This window comes from Desulfovibrio subterraneus (assembly GCF_013340285.1).
GTDB lineage: Bacteria > Desulfobacterota > Desulfovibrionia > Desulfovibrionales > Desulfovibrionaceae > Halodesulfovibrio > Halodesulfovibrio subterraneus.
This window is the reverse complement of the sequence record NZ_BLVO01000012.1, coordinates 85,595-108,675: the sequence shown is the minus strand read 5'-3', so window position 1 is coordinate 108,675 and position 23,081 is coordinate 85,595. Positions and strand designations below refer to the sequence as shown.

At 57.5% G+C, this 23,081-nt stretch carries 19 protein-coding genes; 11 read left to right on the top strand and 8 right to left on the bottom strand.

Features of this window, described 5'->3' with window-relative positions:
- Positions 1 to 81: 81 nt before the first annotated feature.
- Genes HUV30_RS04480 through gmd form a run of 4 tightly spaced genes read right to left on the bottom strand, consistent with a single transcriptional unit; the run spans position 82 to position 4,247 of the window.
- The gene (locus tag HUV30_RS04480; protein ID WP_174404232.1) at positions 82 to 1,482 is read right to left on the bottom strand and encodes a hypothetical protein; all 1,401 of its coding nucleotides are present in this window, start codon (positions 1,480 to 1,482) and stop codon (positions 82 to 84) included.
- Entirely contained in the window at positions 1,479 to 2,180 is a 702-nt protein-coding gene (locus HUV30_RS04475; protein WP_174404231.1) for an acylneuraminate cytidylyltransferase family protein, read from the bottom strand. Before HUV30_RS04475 ends, HUV30_RS04480 begins: the two co-directional genes overlap by 4 nt.
- 24 nt (positions 2,181 to 2,204) lie before the next feature.
- The gene (locus HUV30_RS04470) at positions 2,205 to 3,140 is read right to left on the bottom strand and encodes a GDP-L-fucose synthase family protein (protein WP_174404230.1); all 936 of its coding nucleotides are present in this window, start codon (positions 3,138 to 3,140) and stop codon (positions 2,205 to 2,207) included.
- Positions 3,141 to 3,155: 15 nt separating this feature from the next.
- Positions 3,156 to 4,247, bottom strand: a complete 1,092-nt coding sequence (gene gmd / locus HUV30_RS04465; protein ID WP_174404229.1) for a GDP-mannose 4,6-dehydratase — start codon at positions 4,245 to 4,247, stop codon at positions 3,156 to 3,158.
- A gap of 320 nt (positions 4,248 to 4,567) precedes the next feature.
- Here gmd and HUV30_RS04460 point away from each other — a divergent pair, with 320 nt between their 5' ends.
- On the top strand, positions 4,568 to 5,737 hold the full coding sequence (locus tag HUV30_RS04460) for a class I SAM-dependent methyltransferase (protein WP_174404228.1): 1,170 nt from the start codon (positions 4,568 to 4,570) through the stop codon (positions 5,735 to 5,737).
- 93 nt (positions 5,738 to 5,830) lie between these two features.
- Here the strand turns inward: HUV30_RS04460 and icd are convergent, their stop codons facing one another.
- Entirely contained in the window at positions 5,831 to 6,979 is a 1,149-nt protein-coding gene (icd, locus tag HUV30_RS04455) for an NADP-dependent isocitrate dehydrogenase (RefSeq protein WP_174404227.1), read from the bottom strand.
- A 428-nt stretch (positions 6,980 to 7,407) separates the two neighbouring features.
- On the opposite strand from icd, the gene HUV30_RS18455 reads away from it, so the two are divergent.
- From HUV30_RS18455 to HUV30_RS04420, 7 genes are all read left to right on the top strand, one after another.
- Positions 7,408 to 9,408 (top strand): sugar transferase, encoded by a 2,001-nt coding sequence (locus tag HUV30_RS18455; RefSeq protein WP_174404226.1) that lies wholly within the window; start codon positions 7,408 to 7,410, stop codon positions 9,406 to 9,408.
- A 102-nt stretch (positions 9,409 to 9,510) separates the two neighbouring features.
- Entirely contained in the window at positions 9,511 to 10,653 is a 1,143-nt protein-coding gene (locus tag HUV30_RS04445; protein WP_276512307.1) for a DegT/DnrJ/EryC1/StrS family aminotransferase, read from the top strand.
- Positions 10,653 to 12,542 carry a polysaccharide biosynthesis protein gene (locus HUV30_RS04440; RefSeq protein ID WP_243452069.1) on the top strand — a complete coding sequence of 630 codons (1,890 nt, stop codon included), beginning with the start codon at positions 10,653 to 10,655 and terminating at the stop codon, positions 12,540 to 12,542. The genes HUV30_RS04445 and HUV30_RS04440 overlap by 1 nt, the downstream gene beginning before the upstream one ends.
- A gap of 154 nt (positions 12,543 to 12,696) precedes the next feature.
- The gene (locus HUV30_RS04435) at positions 12,697 to 13,263 is read left to right on the top strand and encodes an XRE family transcriptional regulator (RefSeq protein ID WP_174404225.1); all 567 of its coding nucleotides are present in this window, start codon (positions 12,697 to 12,699) and stop codon (positions 13,261 to 13,263) included.
- Positions 13,264 to 13,272: 9 nt separating this feature from the next.
- The gene (locus HUV30_RS04430; protein WP_174404224.1) at positions 13,273 to 14,925 is read left to right on the top strand and encodes an AMP-binding protein; all 1,653 of its coding nucleotides are present in this window, start codon (positions 13,273 to 13,275) and stop codon (positions 14,923 to 14,925) included.
- A gap of 137 nt (positions 14,926 to 15,062) precedes the next feature.
- The gene (locus HUV30_RS04425) at positions 15,063 to 15,221 is read left to right on the top strand and encodes a hypothetical protein (RefSeq protein WP_174404223.1); all 159 of its coding nucleotides are present in this window, start codon (positions 15,063 to 15,065) and stop codon (positions 15,219 to 15,221) included.
- Complete coding sequence (locus HUV30_RS04420) at positions 15,218 to 15,727, top strand: class I SAM-dependent methyltransferase (RefSeq protein ID WP_174404222.1); 510 nt, start codon at positions 15,218 to 15,220, stop codon at positions 15,725 to 15,727. Before HUV30_RS04425 ends, HUV30_RS04420 begins: the two co-directional genes overlap by 4 nt.
- 48 nt (positions 15,728 to 15,775) lie before the next feature.
- Here HUV30_RS04420 and HUV30_RS04415 read toward each other — a convergent pair whose 3' ends face one another.
- Positions 15,776 to 18,082: a PAS domain-containing sensor histidine kinase gene (locus tag HUV30_RS04415; protein ID WP_174404221.1), complete on the bottom strand. Its 2,307-nt coding sequence runs from the start codon at positions 18,080 to 18,082 to the stop codon at positions 15,776 to 15,778.
- A 333-nt stretch (positions 18,083 to 18,415) separates the two neighbouring features.
- Between HUV30_RS04415 and ftsY the strand changes: the two genes are divergently transcribed.
- Positions 18,416 to 19,924 (top strand): signal recognition particle-docking protein FtsY, encoded by a 1,509-nt coding sequence (gene ftsY, locus HUV30_RS04410; protein ID WP_174404220.1) that lies wholly within the window; start codon positions 18,416 to 18,418, stop codon positions 19,922 to 19,924.
- Positions 19,925 to 20,208: 284 nt separating this feature from the next.
- Here ftsY and HUV30_RS04405 read toward each other — a convergent pair whose 3' ends face one another.
- Entirely contained in the window at positions 20,209 to 21,099 is an 891-nt protein-coding gene (locus HUV30_RS04405) for a pirin family protein (RefSeq protein WP_174404219.1), read from the bottom strand.
- 257 nt (positions 21,100 to 21,356) lie between these two features.
- Between HUV30_RS04405 and HUV30_RS04400 the strand changes: the two genes are divergently transcribed.
- Positions 21,357 to 21,689 carry a TraR/DksA family transcriptional regulator gene (locus tag HUV30_RS04400; protein ID WP_174404218.1) on the top strand — a complete coding sequence of 111 codons (333 nt, stop codon included), beginning with the start codon at positions 21,357 to 21,359 and terminating at the stop codon, positions 21,687 to 21,689.
- 129 nt (positions 21,690 to 21,818) lie between these two features.
- Here HUV30_RS04400 and HUV30_RS04395 read toward each other — a convergent pair whose 3' ends face one another.
- Complete coding sequence (locus tag HUV30_RS04395; protein WP_174404217.1) at positions 21,819 to 22,373, bottom strand: acetate uptake transporter; 555 nt, start codon at positions 22,371 to 22,373, stop codon at positions 21,819 to 21,821.
- 84 nt (positions 22,374 to 22,457) lie between these two features.
- Here HUV30_RS04395 and HUV30_RS04390 point away from each other — a divergent pair, with 84 nt between their 5' ends.
- Positions 22,458 to 22,682 carry a hypothetical protein gene (locus HUV30_RS04390; protein WP_174404216.1) on the top strand — a complete coding sequence of 75 codons (225 nt, stop codon included), beginning with the start codon at positions 22,458 to 22,460 and terminating at the stop codon, positions 22,680 to 22,682.
- Positions 22,683 to 23,081 lie beyond the last annotated feature (399 nt).

Sequence of the window (23,081 nt, the reverse complement as noted above, 5' to 3'; positions counted from 1 at the left end):
ATCGGACGAGGTCTTTGGCAAGGGGGGTGCATCACCTTTTTGAAGGCGATGAGGGGGTGGGGAAATCTGTAAGGAACAGAATCAGATGCAATTGCACCCTTCTGACATGCTCTTGAAAACCAGCATGTCAAATTCAGAAGCAATGCGCAGCGACCTTTCCAGAGGCAGTACCCAACCCAGACACATTCCTTGAGCCAATTCGCTATCATATGTCTCATAGGAACATGCAGAAAGGATACCAAGACAGCTCATGGGGGCATACACATCGGGAAACAGCTGCCGGCCGGATATGTGCTCTCCCGTTGTCAGCGTGAGCTTTCGGCCGGACCCTTTTTCGGTATGCCACAGGCCCCCTTCTCCGGGGTAATCCAGACGCAGGTCATATCCGCCCTGATCTCCCACTTCCTTGAGGAACCAGAATGCGAATCCGTCTACACCATCTGCACTGCATTCAAACACAAAGGATCTGCCGCCTTCCATGAAGCCTTCCGCAACGGGGCTGGTGTCTTCACGCCGGCCTGCGCCGCAGACGGGTACCAGATGAAGCCTGTCGTTTCCCATATCCGTACTGGCATACAGGCACCATCTTCCGTCGGGAAGACGGAAAAGACGATACGGCACAGCTGCCCCGCCCCGACGCACGCAGCCCCCCGCGAGCTCGGTTCCTGCCGGAAGCAACGGCGGAACCTCCTGCCGGAAATGCCCCATAGACGAGGCCACAATCCGCGCCTGCTGTTCCGATTCATACAGCCACAGACAGGCTGGCGCCTCGGAAATTTCTGCCGTTTGGTGTTCATTGTACGAAAGGTATTCTACCGTTCTGTCGGTAACATGGCTGCGTCTGAACAACACCGCCCCGCTCTCTTCCCTGCTTTCCGCCGCGATACCTCTGGCGGCCCAGTCAAACGGGAATGGACGGGTGACATGGCGGCCGGACCACGAAGCTGGCAGATGCGCAAGCACTCCGGCTGACTGCAATACGGCATCGCCGGATTCGGCTGGCTCGAATATGTGCACCATGCCCACGTCTGCGACAGTATAGTACCCTTCAAGCTGGCAGGGATTATCCCGCAGCGCGGTTACCGAAACCATGGAAGCACGACCGGAAGCGGCAAACTCGCCCTGTGCCGACGACACATCGTCAGAAGTTATGAACGGACACCGAAAATCGGCCACCATAACGGGCATATCCGCCTCATCCGCCATTGCCTGCACGGCATCAAGAGCGGCCCGCGTGCCATAGGGCAGAAAGCGTGAAATCTCCCTTTCCCTGTTTGCTTCCCGGACGATGCAACGCACTCCGGCAGCATCCGGCGGCCACACATCGTGCAGCACATCGGGTTCATCCGTTACCACGACAACCTGATCCACTCCCTCAACCCGAAGAGCCGCATACAGACGGGCGGACAGAATGGCCCTTCCGGCATCGCTGCACCACAAGGCCTTCTGTTTACCCAGATAAATGGGAAAAACGAGAATCATGAGATCTCCGGATCAAGTTGAAAATCGAACAATCCGTTGCCGATAACATGTTCGGCGAGCCGGAAGTCGCTCAGGGTATCGATGTCGATGAGAGAAACCGGATCGTTGACCACCTTGAAATAGGGATTGTCCACCGAAGTACGATTGCGCCCCGCAAACAACCCATATTTTCTGTAGTAATGCCTGCGTGCCTCCTCCGGCGCCTCGGAAGTCTTCTGGACGGGAAACACCGTTCCATCCGCACGCCGCAGCATCACGGAAAGCGGATCATGCACAATGCGGCGCACGGTATTGACCGGGGAATAGCCCTCGCACAGCTTTACTGCCAGTTCATCCACAAGGGGGACCGTTCTGAAGGGATGGGTGGGATAGAGTTCCACCACGGCATCGGGATGATAGCCCTCTTCGCGCAGGGCATCGAGAACATGAAAGACCGCCTCGCTTATCAGCGATGCATCGCCTGCAAGAGAAGGCGGCCGCAAAAAGGGCACCTCAGCACCGAGGCTGCGCGCCACTGCGGCAATTTCCTCGCTGTCTGTGGAAACGATGACGCGGTCGATATTACGGGCACTCAGGGCCACGCGGATGGAATAGCCGATGAGCGGCAATCCGCACAGTTCCCTGATGTTCTTGCCGGGCAGCCCCTTTGAGCCGCCACGGGCCGGAATGACGGCAAGCACCTTGGCTTTCTGATGCATAATAATTCTCCGCCACCTCAGGGGTTAACTGCTTCCGGCATGCTCCGCATACCAACGGTACGTCTCTTCCAGTCCCTGCCGCAGCGGGATGGAAGGTGCCCAGCCCAGCGAATCCAGCAGTGACGTATCAAGCAATTTTCTGGGGGTACCGTCCGGTCTGGAATCATCAAAAACAATCCTGCCCCCGAATTCCGTAACGTCTGCCACAAGCCCTGCAAGCTCCAGAATGGAAAGATCTTCGCCACACCCCACGTTCACACAGCCCTCAGCCGAATAGTTCTGCATCAGGTGCAGGCAGGCGGAAGCAAGGTCATCCACATGCAGGAACTCGCGCCTCGGAGCTCCGGTCCCCCACACGACAACCTCTTTTTCCCCATGCATTTTCGCGGCATGGAACTTACGCAGCAGGGCGGGAATGACGTGCGAGGTTTCTGGATTGAAATTGTCCCCCGGCCCGTACAGGTTGGTCGGCATGGCGCTTATGGCGTCAAACGCGTACTGGCGGCGATAGGCCGCACACATTTTCAATCCTGCAATCTTGGCTATGGCATAGAATTCGTTGGTCGGCTCAAGCGATCCGGAAAGCAGGCTCTCTTCCCGTATGGGCTGCGCGGCAAACTTGGGATAGATGCAGGACGATCCGAGAAACAACAGCTTTTGCACACCGCTACGATACGCGGCATCAATCACGTTGGTCTGTATCTGCAGATTGTCACGGATAAAGTCTGCCGGGGAGGTCTGGTTGGCCCATATGCCACCTACTTTTGCAGCAGCGAGAAAGACGTATTTCGGACGTTCCGTGGCAAAGAACTGACGCACAGCAGCCTGTTCGCGCAGGTCCAGTTCCGCGCTGGTTCTCAGCAGCAGGTTGGTGAAACCGGCAGCGCGAAGCCCGCGAACAAGCGCGGCTCCCACCAGCCCCCTGTGACCCGCTACAAAAATGGAATCAGAAAATTGCACTTCGTAACTCCGCTATTATTCGTGGCACAAAGGCACTTCAAACCCGTTGCCGAGACAAAGCTTCTCGCGCTGCGCCTCGCGTAAATCCTCCGAGGCCATTTCTTCCACCATTTCGTCGAAGGAAATTTCCGGCTCCCAGCCCAGTTCTTCCTTGGCGCGGGTGGCGTCGCCGAGCAGCGTTTCCACTTCCGTGGGCCTGTAATAGCGCGGGTCAACGGCAACGATGCAGGCTCCAGAATCAGCGTCATAGCCCTTTTCGTCCACCCCGCTGCCGCGCCAGTCCAGCCGCATATCCAGCTTGGAGGCCGCCGCTTCAACAAATTCCCGCACGGAATGCTGCACGCCGGTGGCAATGACATAATCCTTGGGTTCGTCCTGCTGCAGCATGAGCCACTGCATGCGCACATAATCCTGCGTGTGGCCCCAGTCGCGCAGGGCGTTCATGTTACCGAGATAGAGCCTGTCCTGCAGGCCCAGCTTGATGCGGGCGAGCGCACGGGTGATCTTGCGGGTGACAAAGGTTTCCCCGCGGACGGGGGATTCGTGGTTGAAGAGTATGCCGTTGCAGGCAAACATGCCGTATGCCTCGCGGTAGTTCACGCATATCCAGTAGGCATAAAGCTTGGCCACGGCGTAGGGCGAGCGGGGATAGAAAGGCGTGGTTTCCTTCTGGGGAATTTCCTGCACCTTGCCGAACAGCTCGGAGGTGGATGCCTGATAAAAGCGCGTTTTCGATTCGAGCCGCAGAATGCGGATGGCTTCAAGCAGGCGCAGAGTACCCATGGCGGTCACGTCGGCCGTATATTCGGGGCTTTCAAAGGAAACAGCCACGTGGCTCTGTGCTGCAAGGTTGTATACCTCGTCCGGCTGCACTTCCTGCATGACGCGCAGCAGGTTCGAGGAATCGGTCATATCGCCGTAGTGCAGAAAGAAACTTCTGTCCGGTGCCTGAGGCCCTTCATACAGATCGTCAACGCGGCCGGTATTAAACAGTGAGGAACGACGCTTTATGCCATGCACCTCATAGCCCTTTTCAAGCAGCAGGCGGGCGAGATACGAACCGTCCTGCCCTGTTATTCCCGTAATCAACGCAACTTTTCTGGACATACACTCCCCTCGGCACGACTATTTTCAAAACTATTGCCCGCCGCCGGAAGAAAAGGCAACCGGCAGGCTGGTGAGGGGGCAGACGGAATATCGTCAGCCCTCCAGACCTATTAGCAAATATTACTCCAAGAGGATATACCACCCCCATGCGGAACCGCCCATGGCTGTGCAGGTTCTGCGAGTGTTCTGCAATCCCAGGCACGTGGATTGCCAGGCACGTGGATTGCAATGACGCATCACGTTCAGACGCAACCGCCTGCCAGAAACAACCGGCTGCATGTTCCGAACCTGCAACAGCCCATATACAAGGAGACCCCGCAATGCACCCAGCCTGCTCCATCTGCGGCAGCCCGGACATAGAAGATCTCGGCACCATACAGCGCCGCTCCGTGACCAAACGGGGCATCATGACCTTCACCATGCCAGTGGGCATATGCAGCAACTGCGGCTTCTCCTTTCTGCACCCCACGCCCACGGATGAAGAGTTCATCCGGATTCACCAGAACGTCTACTACCCCAACTGGGGAGACAACCGCAGCGTCATCGAACATGCCCGCAAGGTCTTTGAAAAAGTGACGCAGGCCATTACGCTGCCGGAACAGTGCGCCGTGCTGGACATAGGCTGCGGAGAAGGAAACCTGCTGGAGGTCTTCCGCGAACACGGGGCGGACTGCACAGGCGTGGAGATACGGGAAGAGATCGACATCCGCAGGCTTGAGGCGCAGGGAATAACCATACTGCGCCAGCCGTTTCAGGATATCCGCTTCACCCGCACCTTCGACCTCATCATCATGGATAACGTGATGGAGCATGTTCCCGATCCATCCGTCTTTCTCGCGGGAGTTCGCAACATCCTTGCACCGCAGGGGCATCTGGTCGTTCTGGTTCCCTACGTCTCTCCCACCTCGGACGAGGTGTTCATCCCCGAACACGTGAACTTCTTCACCCCCGCAACGCTCAGAAACCTGTGCGAGGCGGGCGGATTTGAAACCGTGGAACCGCCGGACGAACGCAAGGCCCTGAGCATCTATCGCCCGAATGCTACGGCAGTAAAACGAGAACTTTCCAATCAGTACCCCGCAGTAAAAGACCTCATCAGCGACTACATGATGCGCAAGGATGCGCGGGATGCCCTGATACGCAACGGGGTGCAACAAAAAATTGACGCATTCTTCGCGCAGGGCAAATCCGTCATGTTCTATGGTGCCGGTTCGTACGCCCTTTACATGATGGAGCACCTGAATCTGAGCCACGAACGGTTTCTTGGATTTGTCGAAAGCAATCCGCTGAAGGTGGGCAAGCCCTTCCTTGATCATACCGTGCGTGGCCTGGACGATCTTGTCCGGCTGCAACCCGATGCGGTGTTCATCTGCACAGAGAATTCCCACTTCATCAATGAGATTACAGAACTGCTCCGCAAGGCCATGCCCGAAGGACAACACACCGTCATTACCATGCATGACATCCGCGCCGAAGCCGCTGCCAGCTGAAAGAGCAGCAAACGCACCGCGCCCGCAGGTACAACATAAGAAAGCCCCCCTGTCGTACGACAGGGGGGCTTTTTTCATTACAAACAGATACGGTTACAGTGCTGCGCCCAGCAGGTCGCCGAATTCGGTGGTGCCCACGGTGCGTGCGCCTTCCATCTGGGTGGCAAGGTCAACGGTCACGGTCTTGTCCGAAATAACCTTGTTCATGGCGTTGTGGATCAGGGCAGCAGCCTCGTGCCAGCCGATGTGGTCAAGCAGCATGGCACCGCAGAGAATAAGGCTGCCGGGGTTGGCCTTGTCCTGACCGGCAATGGTGGGAGCCGTGCCGTGGGTGGCTTCGTAGAAAGCCAGCGTATCGGACATGTTCACGCCGGGAGCAAGACCAAGACCGCCCACCTGTGCGGCAAGCGCATCAGAGATGTAGTCGCCGTTCAGGTTGGTGGTGGCGATCACGCTGTACTGCTCGGGACGGATGAGCACTTCCTGGAACATGGCGTCCGCAATACGGTCTTTGACCACGATCTTGCCGGTTACGCCCGCAGAGTCCTTTTCGGTCACGAACTGGTCGGCAAACTCGTCACGGGCCACTTCGTAACCCCATTCGCGGAAGCCGCCTTCGGTGTACTTCATGATGTTGCCCTTGTGCACCAGCGTCACGCTGGACTTGCCCTGCGCAACAGCATGCTGCAGCGCCTTGCGCACAAGGCGCTTGGAGCCTGCGGGGGTCATGGGCTTGAGGCCCACACCGGCAGAAAGGTCAACATTCACACCCAGCTGGTCGCGGAAAAACTCGATGATCTTCCTGGCCTCAGGAGTACCTGAGGCATATTCGATACCGGCGTATACGTCTTCGGTATTCTCGCGGAACACGATCATGTCCACAAGATCGGGGCGCTTGACCGGCGACATGATACCGTCGAAATAGCGGATGGGACGGATGCAGGCATACAGGTCCAGCGTCTGACGCATGGTCACGTTCAGACTGCGGAAGCCCTTGCCTACAGGCGTGGTCAGGGGACCCTTCATGGCAAGTTCCGCACCGCGCAGAGCATCAAGCGTGCTCTGGGGCAGATATTCGCCGGTTTCCTTGAACGCCTTTTCACCGGCGAGGAGTTCCTTCCATTCGAGGGCACGCTCCTTCCCGTAGGCCTTTTCAACGGCCTTATTGATGATCGGCTGCGCAGCCCGGGTCACTTCCGCGCCGATACCATCGCCTTCGATAAACAACACAGTCTTCTGCATGAGAGCGTCCTCCGTTCATGATAACCGGAACCTTCAGGTCCTTCGGGCAACGACAGCCTCTTGCGGTTTGTCGCCGCGCCCCCCCGTAAAACGGGGATTAAGGCTTCCACACCCTGCCCGCAGGCCTGCCGGAAACCGGGTCACGGACCCTAGCAAAGCTTGCCTTTTTTGTAAAACGAAGAGATGTGGCCTAGCCCCCGTTATCTATGTTAAAGAGTGAGTTCCAAAGTGCAGCCTTGCATGGTGCTCATTGCCTTTTTCAAGGCAAAGGAGTAAGCAGCGAAACACGTGTGACCGCGCTGCAGCGCGGTTTTTTTCCGCCCCGATCAGGGTTCTGAAGTCGGCAGGCCATATGCCCGGCCGGACGTACCCGTTGCGGGGTCAGCACAACCAAACCGCCTCTGCGAAGGTTCTTACGGAACACAGACATGCAAGTGGTACTTACGGGCCAATGCGCCCTCTCCATACTGACGGAAATGGGTCCTCTCCTCCGCGCCCTGAAGGAAGCAGGCCACGATGCGACCGTGGTCGCTCCCGAACTGGACGACGACACCCGTTTCGCCCTGCATTCCCTGAACATCCGCGTTATTAAATATGGCTCCCCCGCAAAGGGACCAGCCCTGCTGAGAGACGCCGCAGAACTTTTCAGTCTCTGGCGCACTCTGCGCGTTCTCAAGCCAGACCTTGTGCTCTGTCAGGGGTTCCGGCAGACCGTGGCCGGTTCGCTGGCCGCATGGCTCGCCGGTGTGAACCGCATATACGCCCAGCCCGGCTCGTTTGCCTCCATGCAGAAAAAAGGGCCTTTCCTGCGCAGGCTGCGCGCACGCATGAACCGCATGCTGTGCAAGCTCGCCCTTTCCACCTGCCGCATCGTATTTTTCCAGAGTCCGGACGAGCGTACATTTTTCCGCGACAAGGGCATTCTGCCTGCGGAAACCGCCAGCAAACTGCTTAACGGCGCAGGCGTAGACCTTGAAGCCTACCCCTTTGCGCCGCTGCCTGAAACCGGCGGAGATTTTGAAGCACGGGAACGCCTCGTGTTCCAGTGCATCTCACCCATGGACAAAGACAGCGGGCTTGAGGAATTTGCCGAAGCCGCACGGCAGGTGCGTCAGGACTATCCCATGACCCGCTTCCGCCTTGCCGGTACGCCCGAATCGGGAGCCAATCCCCTTTCTTCCAGCGACCTGAGCCTGTGGAAGACGTGGATGGAGATTCTGCCTTCCGCCGCGCATCCCAAGCAGCTTCTGGAAGAGGCTTCCGTCTTCGTGCTGCCCTCGTGCCGTAACGGGCTGCCCCACGCCGCCCTTGCCGCGCTGGCTACCGGACGCCCCGTCATCGCTACGGACGCCCCCGGCTGCCGCGAGGTGGTGCTGGACGGTGTGAACGGGTTCAGCGCAACGGCAGGTAGTGCCGCATCCATGGCGGATGCCATGCGCCGCTGCATACGCGAACACGAAGAACTGCCCGCCATGGGCAAGGCTTCCCGCCGCTATGCTGAAGAACGGTATGACGCGCGGCAGGTCTGCCGCTCGCAGCTCAAAGCCATGCATCTGGCCCACGCAGGACAGGAAGCCGTGCTTCCGCAGACAGTGCTCGGCAGCCTGCTCAAGCGCGGATTCGACCTTGCGGTCACCCTTCCCGCCTTTGTGCTTCTGCTGCCGGTGATTGGCCTGCTGGCTTTGCGTGTGCGCTCCGGCATTTCAAAGGACATTTTCTTCCGCCAGACACGCCCCGGCAAGGCCGGCAAGCTGTTCCGCATACTCAAGTTCAAGACCATGACAGACGCCACGGATGAGAACGGCAAGCCCCTGCCGGACCATGAGCGCCTCACCCCGCTCGGTTCCAAGCTCCGCTCCGCCTCGCTGGACGAGCTGCCCGAGCTCTGGAATGTCATCACCGGCGAGATGAGCCTTGTGGGACCGCGCCCGCTGCTGCCCCAGTATCTGGACCGCTACACCCCGCGTCAGGCCCGCAGGCACGAGGTGCGCCCCGGCATTACCGGCTGGGCGCAGGTTAACGGCCGCAATGCCGCATCGTGGGAAGAGCGCCTTGAGATGGATGTATGGTATGTGGACAACCACAGCCTGTGGCTGGACCTGAAAATCCTGTTCCTCACGGTGTGGAAGGTCTTCCGCAAAGAGGATGTTTCCGCCCCCGGCCATGCCACCTGCCCCGAGTTCATGGGAACAGCGGCTGCGACAGCTCAGGCTGATTGCACGGCAGACGATATGTCCGCAACACAGGGAAACGGCACGCCTCCTGCAACCGGTGACGCGTCGGGCCTGACAACGGAACACGTATCTGAACACGTATCTGGACCGGTAGCTGAACCTGTATCTGGACAGGCGGAACAGGCTGAACGGGCTGAACACACTTTTGAGAAGTCCCCGGAAGTCAGAAAAGACGGGGCTTCCGGTAACGATTGAGATATTTCTGCAAGCCGGATATCATAGGCAGCATTTTTTCGACGTCGTTCCCCATACCGAGCGGAACGCCGCCAAGACAATTCAACACGGATTGAATACGCTGTGAGCACACAGAATCGCATCTACCTCTCTCCCCCTCACATGGGCGGGAAAGAACTCGAATTCGTTCAGGAAGCTTTTGCAAGCAACTTCATTGCCCCGCTCGGCCCCATGGTTACGGGCTTTGAAAACGACTTTGCCGCGCTTTCCGGCATTCCCCACTGCGCAGCCCTTTCCAGCGGCACTGCGGCACTGCACATTGCCATGCGTCAGCTCGGCATTTCTGCAGGCGACATAGTGCTCGCATCAAGCCTCACCTTCATCGGCAGCGTGAGCCCCATCACCTTCATGGGGGCGGAGCCCGTGTTCATAGACAGCGACCATGCCACCTGGAACATGGACCCGAACCTGCTTGAAGACGCCGTAAAGGACTACTGCAGAAAGGGCAAAACGCCCGCAGCCGTGGTGGTTACCGACCTGTACGGCCAGTGCGCGGACTACGACGCCCTGCGCTCCGTGCTCGACCGCAACGGCATTCCGCTCGTCATTGACGCGGCAGAATCCGTGGGCGCAACGTACAAGGGCCGTCATGCAGGCAAGGGCGGCGCGTGCGCTGCATTTTCCTTCAACGGCAACAAGATCATCACCACTTCCGGCGGCGGCCTGCTCGCTGCCGAAGATGAAGCCTTCATCACCCGCTCCCGCTGGCTTTCACAGCAGGCACGGGAAACCGCACCGCATTACGAGCACCGTGAAATCGGCTACAACTACCGCATGAGCAACATTGTTGCCGCCATCGGCCGCGGCCAGCTCATTGCCCTGCCCGAACGTGTGCGCCAGAAACGCGCCCTGTTCGATAAATATGTCGCCGCGCTCGGCAATCTGCCCGGCATCCGGTTCATGCCTGAAGCCGCCTACGGCGAGGCAAACCGCTGGCTGACCGTCATGCTTGTGAACGAAAAAGAATTCTGTGCTTCGCCGGAAACCATCCGCCTTGCGCTTGACCGTGAAAACATAGAATCCCGCCCCGTATGGAAGCCCATGCACATGCAGCCTGTTTTCAAGGACTGCGACAACTACGGCGGAAGCGTCTGTGAATCCCTCTTCGCAGAGGGTCTGTGCCTGCCTTCCGGCACGGCCATGACTGATGCGGATTTTGACCGCATCATCGCACTGATCAAAGGCTGTGCGGGAGATAGAATCTAGTGAGTAACAAGATTTCCCGTTCCAAGAATCTCTACACCATGGCGGCGATAGACCTCGCCTGCTTTGGTGCGGCGTTGCTGTTCTCGTACTGCGTCCGGTTCGATTTCAAGATTCCGGCCAACTACGTCATGCAGTATCTGGAACTTGTCATCCCCGTTCTTGCCATCAAATTCGGCGTGTTCATGACCATGGGGCTGTATCGCGGCATGTGGCGCTATACCAGCCTGCATGATGGCTGGGCCCTGCTGCAGGCCATTGCCATTCAGTCGTGCATCGTACTTTTTTTCATCGTCTACGCTTATGGCGCGCAGGGGTTCCCGCGTTCGGTGTTCATTCTCGACCCGCTGGTGACCTTTGCCCTCACGGGCGGCATACGCATGGGCATTCGCGCCTATTACTGCCTGTTTGATAACGGCACCATACCCTTCTCTTCCACCAAGAGTCTGTTCTCAAGCGGTAACCGCAAACGCGCCATCATCATCGGCGCGGGCCGTGCGGGCGAGCGCCTTGTCCGCGAACTGCAGGCGGAAAGCACCCTCGGGTACGAGATTCTCGGCTTTATCGACAAGGAACCCACGCTCCACGGCAGGACCATTCACGGCAAGCCTGTGTTCGGTTCGCTGGATGCGCTTGAGAGCATCGCCAAGACCATGCGGGCAGACGAGGCCATCATCGCCCTGACCGAGGCAAGCGGTGAATCCATTCTGGAAATCGTGAACACCTGCAAAGAGATAGGTCTCTCGCACAAGATCCTGCCTTCCATGCATGAAATGCTGGACTGGAAGCGTGGGGTAAAAGCACTGCGCGAGGTGAACTACCTTGACCTGCTCGGGCGTTCGCAGATCAATCTGGATACCAAGGCCATTGCAGCCTACCTTGAGGGACGCACCATCCTTGTTACCGGATGCGGCGGGTCCATCGGTTCCGAACTGGTGCGCCAGATCGTGCGTTACAATCCGGCCAAGATCGTTCTTCTGGATGCGGGCGAACACAACCTCTATCAGATCGAAATGGAGCTGCTGCACCGCATAGGCTTCAAGAATTACGTGACCGTGCTCGGCAATATCCGCGATGCACACCTCATGCAGGCCGTCTTTGCCATGCACAAGCCCCATGCCGTGTTCCACGCTGCGGCCTACAAGCATGTTCCCATGCTCGAACGCAACCCGTGGCAGGCGGTACACAACAACATCGTGGGCACGCGCACGATCATGCAGGCTGCCGTTGATGCCGGTGTGGAACGCTTTGTGGTGGTTTCCACCGACAAGGCAGTTCGCCCCACCAACGTCATGGGCACCTCAAAGCGCATAACCGAACTGCTCATGCAGACCTTTGCCGGCTCCGATACCCGCTTCATGGCGGTACGCTTCGGCAACGTGCTCGGCTCGTCCGGTTCGGTCATCCCCCTGTTTCTCGACCAGATAAGCAAGGGCGGTCCTGTCACGGTCACCCATCCGGAAGTCACCCGCTACTTCATGTCCATTCCGGAAGCTGCCCAGCTCATTCTGCAGTCCGGCACCATGGCACACGGCGGCGAGACCTTCGTGCTCGACATGGGCGTTCCCGTCCGCATAGCCGACATGGCGGCGGACCTCATCCGGCTGGCCGGTTTTGAACCGGACAAGGATATCGAGATCACCTTCACCGGTCTGCGCGAAGGCGAAAAGCTCTATGAAGAGCTCATCACCGACGGCGAAGGCATTCTGCGCACGGAACATGACAAGATCATGGTGCTGGGCTGCTGCGACCAGAAGGCCATGGCAACGGGCCGCGAGCAATTCGCCGCCGACCTGCAAGATCTTGAAAAAGCTGCAGATGCCTATGACCACGTGCAGATCAGAGCGATACTACGCCGCATGGTACCGGAATACGTTCCTGCTGAGCATTAAGCTCTCCGGTCGGAAGCGCCCCTCTCCCAAGCGAGTGTGTACCCGCTCAACATGTTGAGTTTTCTGGAATTCCCCTCTTAGGGCTTGAGTATTTGCGCATCCTTGTATACCTCTTTTTTACGTTTTCACATCATTGTTCAAATCAGGAGGCGTCATGTCTGTAGAAAAGCTTGGAGTCCGAATCCGTAAATACCGGGAAGAGCGTAAAATGACCCGCGAAGATCTGGCCGCCGCAGCCGACGTGCAGCTAGCGGTCATCACTGCGCTTGAGGACAGCGACCTTTGTCCCTCCATTGCTCCGCTACAGAAGATTGCACGCGCCCTGAACGTACGCCTTGGCACCTTCATGGATGATCAGGTTTCCACCGACCCCCTTGTGGTCCGCAAGGCCTCACGCGAGGCAGACCTGACCATGCAGAAGGCGGACGACAAGCGTCCTGCGTTCCGTTTTCATTCCCTCGGCAAGGGCAAGACCGACCGCAACATGGAGCCCTTCTTCGTGGAAATTTCTCCGGAGCCCGAAGAAGACCGCAAGCTCTCCTCCCACCAGGGTGAAGAGTTCATCGTTGTGGTTTCAGGCAAGCTGCAGATCATCTACGGCAAGGAAGAATATATTCTGGAAGCCGGTGACAGCATCTACTACAACTCCATTGTACCGCACTATGCCGGTGCCGCCGGAGATGGTCCTGCCGAGATTTACGCCGTCATTTACTACCCCTAGGAACGCACGATGGAACAGTTCGAGATCCGAGAAAAAACGCTCGGCCAGATTCTGGACGAGACCATAGCGAAATATCCCGATAACGATGCCGTCATTTACGTGGACCGTGACTACCGCCTCACCTACAAGCAGTTCGGTGCCGTGGTGGACGATCTTGCGCGCGGCCTTATGGCCCTTGGCGTGCAGCATGGCGAAAAGGTGGCCGTATGGTCCACCAACGTGCCCTACTGGGTGGCCCTGCAGTTTGCCACGGCCAAAATCGGTGCGGTGCTGCTCACCATCAACACCAACTACCGCAAGAGCGAGCTGCAGTATCTGCTCACCCAGTCCGAGTGCGAAAACCTGTTCATCATGGACGGGTTCCGCGACCACGACTACGTGCAGACCATCTTCGACATCATTCCGGAGCTGAAGACCCAGCCCCGGGGCAAGCTGCAGTGCGAATCGCTGCCGCACCTCAAGCGGGTCATGTTCCTTGGTGTGGAAAAGCACCGCGGCATGTATTCCGTGCCGGAAATCATGGCCATGAAGGCCATGTGCACCGAGCAGGAATACCTTGAGCGCCAGCAGGCGCTTTCGCCCCACGATGTGGTGAACATGCAGTATACGTCCGGTACCACCGGCTTCCCCAAGGGGGTCATGCTCTCTCACCTCAACATCGGCCTGAACGGATACTGGATCGGCAGGAACCAGAACTTCACCAGCAAAGACCGCCTGTGCCTGCCGGTGCCGCTCTTCCACTGCTTCGGCTGCGTGCTGGGCGTGCTGGCGGCCGTGAACCACGGTGCCGCCCTTGTCATTCTCGAGAGCTTCAGCCCCGTGCATGTCATGGCGTCCATTGATCAGGAAAAGTGCACCGCGCTGTACGGCGTGCCCACCATGTTCCTTGCCGTGCTCGAGCACAAGATTTTCGACAAGTTCGACTACAGCTCGCTGCGCACAGGCATCATGGCCGGTTCCGTCTGCCCCGCACCGCTCATGCGCCGGGTCATCGAAAAGATGAACATGCGCGAGATCACCATCTGCTACGGCCTTACCGAAGGCTCGCCGGTTATGACTCAGACCCTGTGCGACGAAAGCTTTGAACGTCGCACCCAGACCGTTGGCAGACACATGCCCGGTATTGAAGTGATGGTCATGGACCCCGAAACCGGCGAAGAGTGTCCCCGCGGCGTGCAGGGCGAAGTTGTCTGCCGTGGCTACAACGTCATGAAAGGCTACTACAATATGCCCGAGGCCACGGAAAAAGCCGTGGACCCGCAGGGCTGGCTGCATTCCGGCGACCTCGGCACCATGGATGAGGAAGGCTATGTGGTCATCACCGGCCGCATCAAAGACATGATCATCCGGGGTGGCGAGAACATCTACCCCCGCGAGATCGAAGAATTCCTCTACGGCATGCCCGCAGTGCAGGACGTGCAGGTAGTCGGCGTACCCAGCCGTAAATACGGCGAAGAAGTGGGGGCCTTCATCATTCCCAAGGAAGGATGCGAGGTTACTCCGGAAGACATACGCGACTTCTGCCGTGGCCAGATTGCATGGCACAAGGTGCCGCGTCACATAGCCTTTGTGACGGAATACCCCATGACTGCGAGCGGCAAGATACAGAAGTTCAAGCTGCGCGAGATGGCCGGGGAGCTGTTCCCCGAAGCGATGAAATAGTTGCTTTCAACACAACGGTAAAGGACGGTTCCGGCGGAACCGTCCTTTTTTTTCTGGCACCCGGACAATGGAATGCACTTTGCATATAGATAGCACCACTGACGTTTTTTCACTAAAGCGCTTTAAGGAGCAGATGTATGTTCTTCATTGACCAGGAAAAACTGATTCAAGGCGATCTCGAAACTTGGGCCATTGGCTACCACAAGGTTCTGCTGCACGGCACCTTGACCCGCCAGACGTATCCTTACCCGATCATGCAGTATGACTATAGCAAGCGACACCTGATGCCTATGTGAATGACCGCATTCTCGCAGATGTGCCGGTGGATTATCTTGAATTTGGTGTAGCTCAAGGAGACAGCCTTCGCAGGTGGGTCAATATCAATCAACACCCGCAGTCGCGCTTCTTTGGCTTCGACACGTTCGAAGGTCTGCCCGAGGCTTGGTTTGACAACAAGGTGGGCGCATTCAGCAACAATGGAGCTTTCCCGTCCATTAACGACGCACGTATAACCTACCACAAAGGGTTATTTCAAAAGACGTTGCGTCCCTTCCTCAGCAGCTATCGCCAGCAAAATCGCATGGTGATCCATCTTGATGCCGACCTTCACTCTGCAACGCTCTACACCCTCATGAATCTGGATCCCTACATCAAGCCCGGAACCGTCCTGATTTTTGATGAATTCATAGCGGAACATGAATTTGCCGCATTCTATCAATGGAGCACAAGCTGCTACCGGGACTGGAAGATTGTAGCGGCGCGGAACGATTATCTCAAATTAGCCATAGAAATTCTTCGCTAGCACGCAAAACGCCGCCCTCGGGCGGCGCTTGCGGTATCTGCGACAAACTCACTTTCCTTCCAGTGGCAACAGAATGGTGAAGGTAGTTCCCCTTCCCACCTCTGCATCCACTGTGAACTGCCCGTCATGATTGGTGGTGATGATGAAGTAGGAAACGGAAAGCCCGAGGCCCGTGCCTTCGCCCACCGCCTTGGTGGTGAAGAAAGGCTCAAATACGCGCTTACGGGTTTCTTCATCCATGCCGGGACCGTTGTCCGCCACGTCGATACGGGCGCGCCCTCTGTCATAACTGGTGGATACAATAATCTGCGGCGGGTCTTCGCGCTCTCCCCGTTCGGGCATGGCCTGCGCCGCGTTTTTGAGCAGGTTGAGCAGCACCTGCTCTATTTCCTGCGGCGAACAGAGCACCTGCGGCAGGGCAGGGTCGTAATTCCGCACGATATCAATGTGGCGGAAGTCATATTTCTTTTTCAGATCATAGTCGTTGGCGGCAAGCTCTATGGTCTTGTCCACCAGCTCACCGAGATTCACAGACGTTCTGCGGGCCTCGCTGCGGCGGCTGAATTCCAGCATGTTGCTCACGATATTCGCAGCGCGTCTGCCTGATTCGTGAATGCCGTCAAGGAAGCGGATAATGCCGCGATTTTCAAGATACGTGCGGACACTCTCCATGCTGCAGCCCGCTTCTTCGGCCGCCTTGTGGTTGGCCGGAAAATCGAGTGACACGCGGCGGCGGATGTTCTGGGCGCCCTGCAGAATACCGCCCAACGGGTTGTTGATTTCGTGTGCCATGCCTGCGGCAAGCCCGCCGACGGAAAGCATTTTCTCCGTCTGCACCATCATTTCCTCGATGCGGAAACGGTCAGTCACGTCGTCCAGACGGACAACTGCGGAGAATTCGCCCCGCGTGACCACGGGGTAGATGATGATGTCGAAGTAACGGGTCCGCTCGCCTTCGGTGACAGGCTCTTTCTCCATGGAGATGTTTGTACCCGTGGCAATGGATTCCTTGATGTGGGAAAGCAGCATCTTGTAGCCGGGCAACACCTCGGTGAAGGGACGGGAATAGGCTTCTGCTGCCAGAATGCCCGTTGCCTCCTCGGCAGTCTTGTTCCACTGGGTGATGCGTGCATCCTTGTCCACACTCACAATGATGGAGGGCATGGAGTTGAGGATGTTGTCCAGCGTGTTCTTGGTTTCCCACAGCTCGCGTTCGGCAAGCTTGCGCTGTGTAATATCGGTGTGCGCCCCCGCCATGCGGTAGGGGTCGCCGGAATCGTCGCGCACGCAGATACCGCGTCCCAGAACCCAGCGATATTCACCGTCTTTGTGACGCAGACGGTATTCCACCTCAAACTGTTCCGTCACTCCGGCCAGATAGTCCTCGTGCGCACGCAGCACCCTGTCCAGATCGGCGGGATGCATGCGTCCCTGCCACTCATCAAGATCGTTGGGAATCTCGCTGTCCTGATAGCCGATAATGGCCTTCCAGCGGGGAGAAAAATAGACTTCGTCGGTATTGAGATCCCAGTCCCAGATACCGTCGTTGGTCGCCGTAACAACAAGGGAGTAGCGTTCTTCGCTCAGGCGCAGCGCAGCTTCCGCACGTTCGCGCTCACGAATCTGCCCCTGCAACTGGCGGTTTATCTCCACCAGCTGTTTTTCACGGGCCGCCACTTCCTTGGCCATGACCGAAAAGTTTTCCGCAATCATGCCCAGTTCAGCGTTCTGTATCACGCTGAAATCGAAGCCGAAGTCACCCTTGGCAACCTGATTGACCCCTTCCAGCAGCACTTCGAGCGGGCGGCGCAGATAAATGCGCAGCAGAATACCCGTTGCCACAAGGATAACGGTGAGCACACCGCCGAGCGCCAGCAGGTTTGTGGTGACCAGACGGCCCAGATCGCGCTTGTATTCGGCAAGGGAAAGCACCACGGTGGCATGGCCGATAATCTCGCCTTCGTACATGACATCGCGCTCGCGAAAAACACGTGCGTCGGGATCATCACGCTTTACCGTGGAAAAGAGCACCTTGCCCAGCGGGTCGAGAATGCGCACCTCGTTCACCAGATCATACTGCGCGAACACGGTGCCTATCTGATCTATGGTACGGGTATCAAAGTTCCAGATGGGAACAGAAAGGATGTCGGACAGGCGGGTAATGTATTCATCGGCCTTTCCTTCGACTTCATGCAGCATTTCCTGCGAATTTCGCATGTATTGCCAGGAAAGGGTCGTTGCAACGACAAGCAGAATCATGACCATGAGACTGACTGTCAGATCGCGCGAAATGGATTTACCCTTAAAAATACTCACCGGAGAGTATGCGCGTTTGGAAATGAGTTTTTCCTGCATCGTTCGTCCGTACAGATAAGAAACTTCAGAATCGCGGAGGGAATTCCATTTCCATCCACCCAGCCCCGAGATGGTTGATAGCACACTATCGTATAGACTTAAATACTTGAATAGTATTTTTTCCCCGCCCTCCCCGCAGGTATTGAGTTCTGCATCTATCCTGCTTTACCGGACACTTTACCGGTCACGCCGTTCACTTTGCGCCCCCCCTCCGACACTTGACTCCGCTGCTGTTCTGGGCAAGAAAAACGGGGTTCTTGCGTACTCGGCGCGCGCACCTTCCTTTTCAAAACCATGCTGCACTCAGGCAGCCACATATACCCGGGAGCACTTATGGGCTTTTTCTCCAAGATCAAGCGTCTCTGGTCCGGTACGGAAGAACCGGCTGAAGCACCTTTGACGGAAACTCCGGCGAGTAAGCCGGAACATGCTGCGGAACAAGGTTCTGAACTGCCTTCCGAACCGGATGCAGCCGGCCCGGCCGTTGCTCCCGAAGAACCCGAGGCAGAACCGGCACAGTCCGTACAAGCCGAACAGCCAGTCCCCCCCGAACAGCCCGTTCACGCGGAGCCGGTGCACGCCCCCGCAACGCCCGAACCTGCAGCAGCGCAGCCCGCGCGCCCCGCAGCCGATGCCGACAAGCCTCAATGGCAGAGGGATCTCACCCTTGCCCTGCGCAGCGCGGAACCGCGCCTTTCCGTCTGGCTGGAACATGTGCTCAAGGACGTGCAAAAAGCCGATGACACACTCTGGGAACGCCTGCGTTTCTTCTTCTCCGCGCTTGATGCACCTGCCGACGAAGCCGACAAGTTCATCGGCAACTTTGCCAGCTGGCTCGACAGCATGGAGTATGAATACGTCAACGACTTCCGCTCCGAACTGCAGTACCGCCTTGCTCTGGCTCTGGAACTGGAGGACGAGGAAGACGAACGCTCGCGCCTGTTCCTCAAGCTTTCCGAAGGTCTTTCCAAAACCAAGGAACAGATCACCAAGCAGATAGACGGCCTGCTCTCTTCCCACAGCACCATCAACGAAAAGTTCTGGGAAGAGCTGGAAGAAATTCTCATCATGGCCGACGTGGGCTTTGAGCCCACCATGAAGCTCGTCAACCGCCTGCGCGAACGCGTGCGCAAGTCCGGCTCAGACGATCCCGAACAGTTCAAAACCCTCATGCGCGAAGAGCTGGAAGACATCTTCAAGATGCCGCCGCGCATCAAGGCCGTGAACCTGCCTGAGGTGGTGCTCATGGTCGGCGTAAACGGCGTGGGCAAAACCACCACCATTGCCAAGCTTGCCTACCGCGCACAGGTGCAGGGCAAGAAGGTGCTCATTGCCGCAGGCGACACCTTCCGCGCGGCAGCCATAGAGCAGCTGCAGGTGTGGGCCACCCGCGTGGGTGCCGGATTCTACGCCAAGGCACCCAACTCCGACCCCGCCGCCGTGGCCTATGAAGCCGTGGAACTGGCTGTGAAGGAAGGCTACGATATCCTCTTCGTGGACACTGCAGGCCGCCTGCAGACCAAGGTGGACCTCATGGCTGAGCTGCAGAAGATTCGCAATGTGCTCGGCAAAAAGCATGAAGGCGCACCGCACCGCACCATTCTGACCATCGATGCAACCACCGGCCAGAATGCCCTGTCGCAGACCAAGATATTCAACGAAGCCTGCAAGCTGGACGAGATAATCCTCACCAAGCTGGACGGCACCGCCAAGGGCGGCATTGTTGTTGCCGTGGCCATGGAGTTCGGCATTCCCATTTCCTACATCGGCCTTGGCGAAAAGATGGAAGATCTGCGCCCGTTCAACGGCACAGACTTCGCCAGCGCCCTGCTCGGCAGCTAGCCGCACAGGCCAGCCTCACAAACAGAAAAAGCCGCGTCATCACGACGCGGCTTTTTTTAAGACGAAGTATTTTCTGGTATTTTTTGGCTCCGCCGGGCAGGAACCTAACGTTCCTGCACCTCGTATAAGCGACGAAAATCCGTTTTTGAACCTCAGTTCCGGCTTAACGACAATACGGTTTTACTGAAAACGAGAGCTTGTCATCAACGTGAAGCCGCGTCATCACGGCGCGGCTTTTTTGCCGCTTAAACCTGACACGGGCAAGGCTGGCGGCTGCCATCAACTCAGGGCTTACCCACCTTCACAAAGGTTCCGTTACGGTATTCCTCGAAAGCCAGACGAATTTCATCATCCGTATTCATGACAATGGGGCCGCGCCATGCCACAGGCTCGTTCAGCGGCGCGCCGGAAACCAGCAGAAAGCGCAAAGGTTCCGCGCTGGCGCGCACAATGAAGGAATCGCCGTCGCCGAACAGCACGAGCATGCGATCTCGCACCACAACAGAAGGTGCTCCGGTATCGCCGCCGAGCACTTCACCGCTGCCGCCGATCACATAGACAAACGTCGTATGCCCCCGCACGGTGCGATGCTCGAATACCACTTCAGCCGGAACAGATACATCCAGATATTCCGGAGAAATAACCACATCCCGCACCGGCCCGCTCACACTGCCCACCTCGCTGCGCACGTCCTGCAGGGTTCCGGCGATCACCTTGGCGGTAACCCCGTCCGGCAGTTGCACAGTAGGAATCTCCGCAGCCGTCACCCCCCTGTATCTGGGGTCCATCATCTTCTGCGCGGCGGGCAGGTTTGCCCAGAGCTGAAAGCCGTGCATGGAGCCGTGTGCGTCCCCCTTGGGCATTTCCTGGTGTACGATGCCGCTTCCCGCCGTCATCCACTGCACATCACCAGAGGATATGACACCGGCATTGCCCAGGCTGTCCCCGTGTTCCACGTCGCCGCGCAGCACATAGGTTATGGTTTCTATGCCACGGTGCGGGTGCCACGGAAAACCCTGCACAAAGTCCTCCGGCGTATCGGAACGGAAGTCATCCAGCAGCAGAAAGGGATCGAACATGGGGGCCTCATAATAACCGAACACCCTGCGAAGGCGCACACCCGCCCCTTCTGTCAGCGGTTCGCCCTGAAAAACGTGCTGTATTGAACGACGCATATTCCCTCCCAAATTTTGAACAAAGTATCCTACGTCTATACCATTCTCAGATCTCTGCCTACATTTATTACAAAAATTATACGCGTCTGCCGTCTGCAGCAGTATACCATGAAATTGCAAGGGTACCTGTGTGCAACGGGTTGGCGAAACAGGCAATGTGCTATAGGGTACATAGCTTCGCCGAAGGGATTCACGCCACGATTCCCGCTGAAACGCCCTGCCCGGGGCAACCATACCAGACAGATACAGGATGCCAGATGACGGAAGTTGAAAGAGACACCATCCGCCGGAAAATAGTGCAGGAAATAGAACGCCTGAAGCCGGAGATTGAACGCCTGAAGGAAATCACCAAGCCCGTTGCGCCCGACGATGCCATAGGCCGCATTTCCCGTATGGATAATATCGTGAACAACAGCGTGAACAAGGCCGCGCTCGGCAAGGCTGTCTCGCGCCTTGCAGGGCTTGAATACGCTTTAGCCCAGTGCGGTAATCCCGACTTCGGCACCTGTATCGAATGCGGGGCAGCCATTCCCACGGCACGCCTGCTTGCCATGCCAGAATCTGCCATGTGCGTTGCCTGCGCGGAATAAACTCAGTTCATTCGCCATGCCGCATGCTTGCGGCAGCACCTCACCATATTTCGACACAGAAAGGGGCCGCCGCCGGATATGCTTCCGGCAGCGGCCCCTCCATTACCTACGGGGTTAGGCAATGGAAAACTAGCCTATGGGCAGCACGGTTCTGCCGTACACCTCGTTCAGAACGTCCGCCATGGCGAGATATATCGCCGATGCACCGCACACTATGCCTTCCCACCCTGCCAGCGTGCCTATGGCCTCGCTGCCGGTGAAGTCGCGTGCGGCCAGCAGAAAGAACAGCACCGTCAGTGAAAAGAAGATGAACTTGAGCACGGTGTTGCTCCTGAGCGTACCAAGGAACATGAAGAAGGTGAACACGCCCCACATGACAAGATACCAGCCCATGTAGCCGACGGGAGTAGCTTCAGCCAGCCCTGTCTTGGGGAGTACGATAAGGACAACCAGCGACAGCCAGAACAACCCGTAGGATGTGAAGGCCGTAAGCCCGAAGGTATTGCCTTTTTTGAATTCCATGATGCCTGCAATAATCTGCGCGATGCCGCCATAACATATCCCCATGGCCAGAACCATCGAGCTTATGGGGAAAAATCCGGCGTTGTGGATATTCAGCAGAACAGTTGTCATGCCGAACCCCATCAACCCCAGCGGTGCCGGATTGGCCAGTTTCTGATCCATTGCCTCTTTCCTCCGCCTGATCTCCGGCGCACCGCCATCACAACAGTTCCGGTTCAGGTGTGCTGTGCCCTTCGTGAATGAAGGATGCTGTTTGTAAAAAATGGCGAGGCGTGCCCGAACGCCTCGCCGCCCAACATATGTCGCGGCATTCTGCCGCATGCGCGCATGACGGATGCACGGCTGTATCCCAGTAAAACGACCGTGCAGGAAGAAACCGCCACATGGCTGCATGAGGAGCATAGTATGCATGCCGCACGCTTTGTGACAGGCATTTTCGGTGAGCGGCAAACTGCCGTCGGCAAACGGTGAACGGTAGCCGAGCGCGCGGTGAAGGGAAAAACGCCGCATACGAACAGAAGTGAGGGGGGGGGAGTGACCGGACGGACCTGACGGATCGGACGGCCTGCTGCGTCATGCGGAAGCGCCTGTGCAGGAGGTGGTTCACATACCGGTACAGGCGACAGTTCACAGACCTGCTCAGATGACTTTGAACATGATGGTGCAAAGGATCATGCAGACAATGGGTCACCCCTTGGCGGTAACACGCAGGCAGAAATACACAGGCCCAGAAACGCAGAAACGGCTCAGGTGCCACCCTGAGCCGTTCCGGAAATTTGTGAAAAGAAAGAAGGTAACCAGACTATAGCAACTGACGTGCCAACCCACGGAAACACAACACCAATTCTATTTATTATTTAAATATCGTAT

What these genes read in the sequence shown, in the direction of transcription:
- HUV30_RS04395 (WP_174404217.1), bottom strand. Translation starts at nt 22,373, where the DNA reads ATGGATCAGAAACTGGCCAATCCGGCACCGCTGGGGTTGATGGGGTTC.
- HUV30_RS04425 (WP_174404223.1), top strand. Translation starts at nt 15,063, where the DNA reads ATGTTCTTCATTGACCAGGAAAAACTGATTCAAGGCGATCTCGAAACT.
- HUV30_RS04460 (WP_174404228.1), top strand. Translation starts at nt 4,568, where the DNA reads ATGCACCCAGCCTGCTCCATCTGCGGCAGCCCGGACATAGAAGATCTC.
- HUV30_RS04405 (WP_174404219.1), bottom strand. Translation starts at nt 21,099, where the DNA reads ATGCGTCGTTCAATACAGCACGTTTTTCAGGGCGAACCGCTGACAGAA.
- HUV30_RS04480 (WP_174404232.1), bottom strand. Translation starts at nt 1,482, where the DNA reads ATGATTCTCGTTTTTCCCATTTATCTGGGTAAACAGAAGGCCTTGTGG.
- HUV30_RS04475 (WP_174404231.1), bottom strand. Translation starts at nt 2,180, where the DNA reads ATGCATCAGAAAGCCAAGGTGCTTGCCGTCATTCCGGCCCGTGGCGGC.
- HUV30_RS04390 (WP_174404216.1), top strand. Translation starts at nt 22,458, where the DNA reads ATGCTGTTTGTAAAAAATGGCGAGGCGTGCCCGAACGCCTCGCCGCCC.
- HUV30_RS04415 (WP_174404221.1), bottom strand. Translation starts at nt 18,082, where the DNA reads ATGCAGGAAAAACTCATTTCCAAACGCGCATACTCTCCGGTGAGTATT.
- HUV30_RS04435 (WP_174404225.1), top strand. Translation starts at nt 12,697, where the DNA reads ATGTCTGTAGAAAAGCTTGGAGTCCGAATCCGTAAATACCGGGAAGAG.
- icd (WP_174404227.1), bottom strand. Translation starts at nt 6,979, where the DNA reads ATGCAGAAGACTGTGTTGTTTATCGAAGGCGATGGTATCGGCGCGGAA.
- HUV30_RS04400 (WP_174404218.1), top strand. Translation starts at nt 21,357, where the DNA reads ATGACGGAAGTTGAAAGAGACACCATCCGCCGGAAAATAGTGCAGGAA.
- gmd (WP_174404229.1), bottom strand. Translation starts at nt 4,247, where the DNA reads ATGTCCAGAAAAGTTGCGTTGATTACGGGAATAACAGGGCAGGACGGT.
- ftsY (WP_174404220.1), top strand. Translation starts at nt 18,416, where the DNA reads ATGGGCTTTTTCTCCAAGATCAAGCGTCTCTGGTCCGGTACGGAAGAA.
- HUV30_RS18455 (WP_174404226.1), top strand. Translation starts at nt 7,408, where the DNA reads ATGCAAGTGGTACTTACGGGCCAATGCGCCCTCTCCATACTGACGGAA.
- HUV30_RS04430 (WP_174404224.1), top strand. Translation starts at nt 13,273, where the DNA reads ATGGAACAGTTCGAGATCCGAGAAAAAACGCTCGGCCAGATTCTGGAC.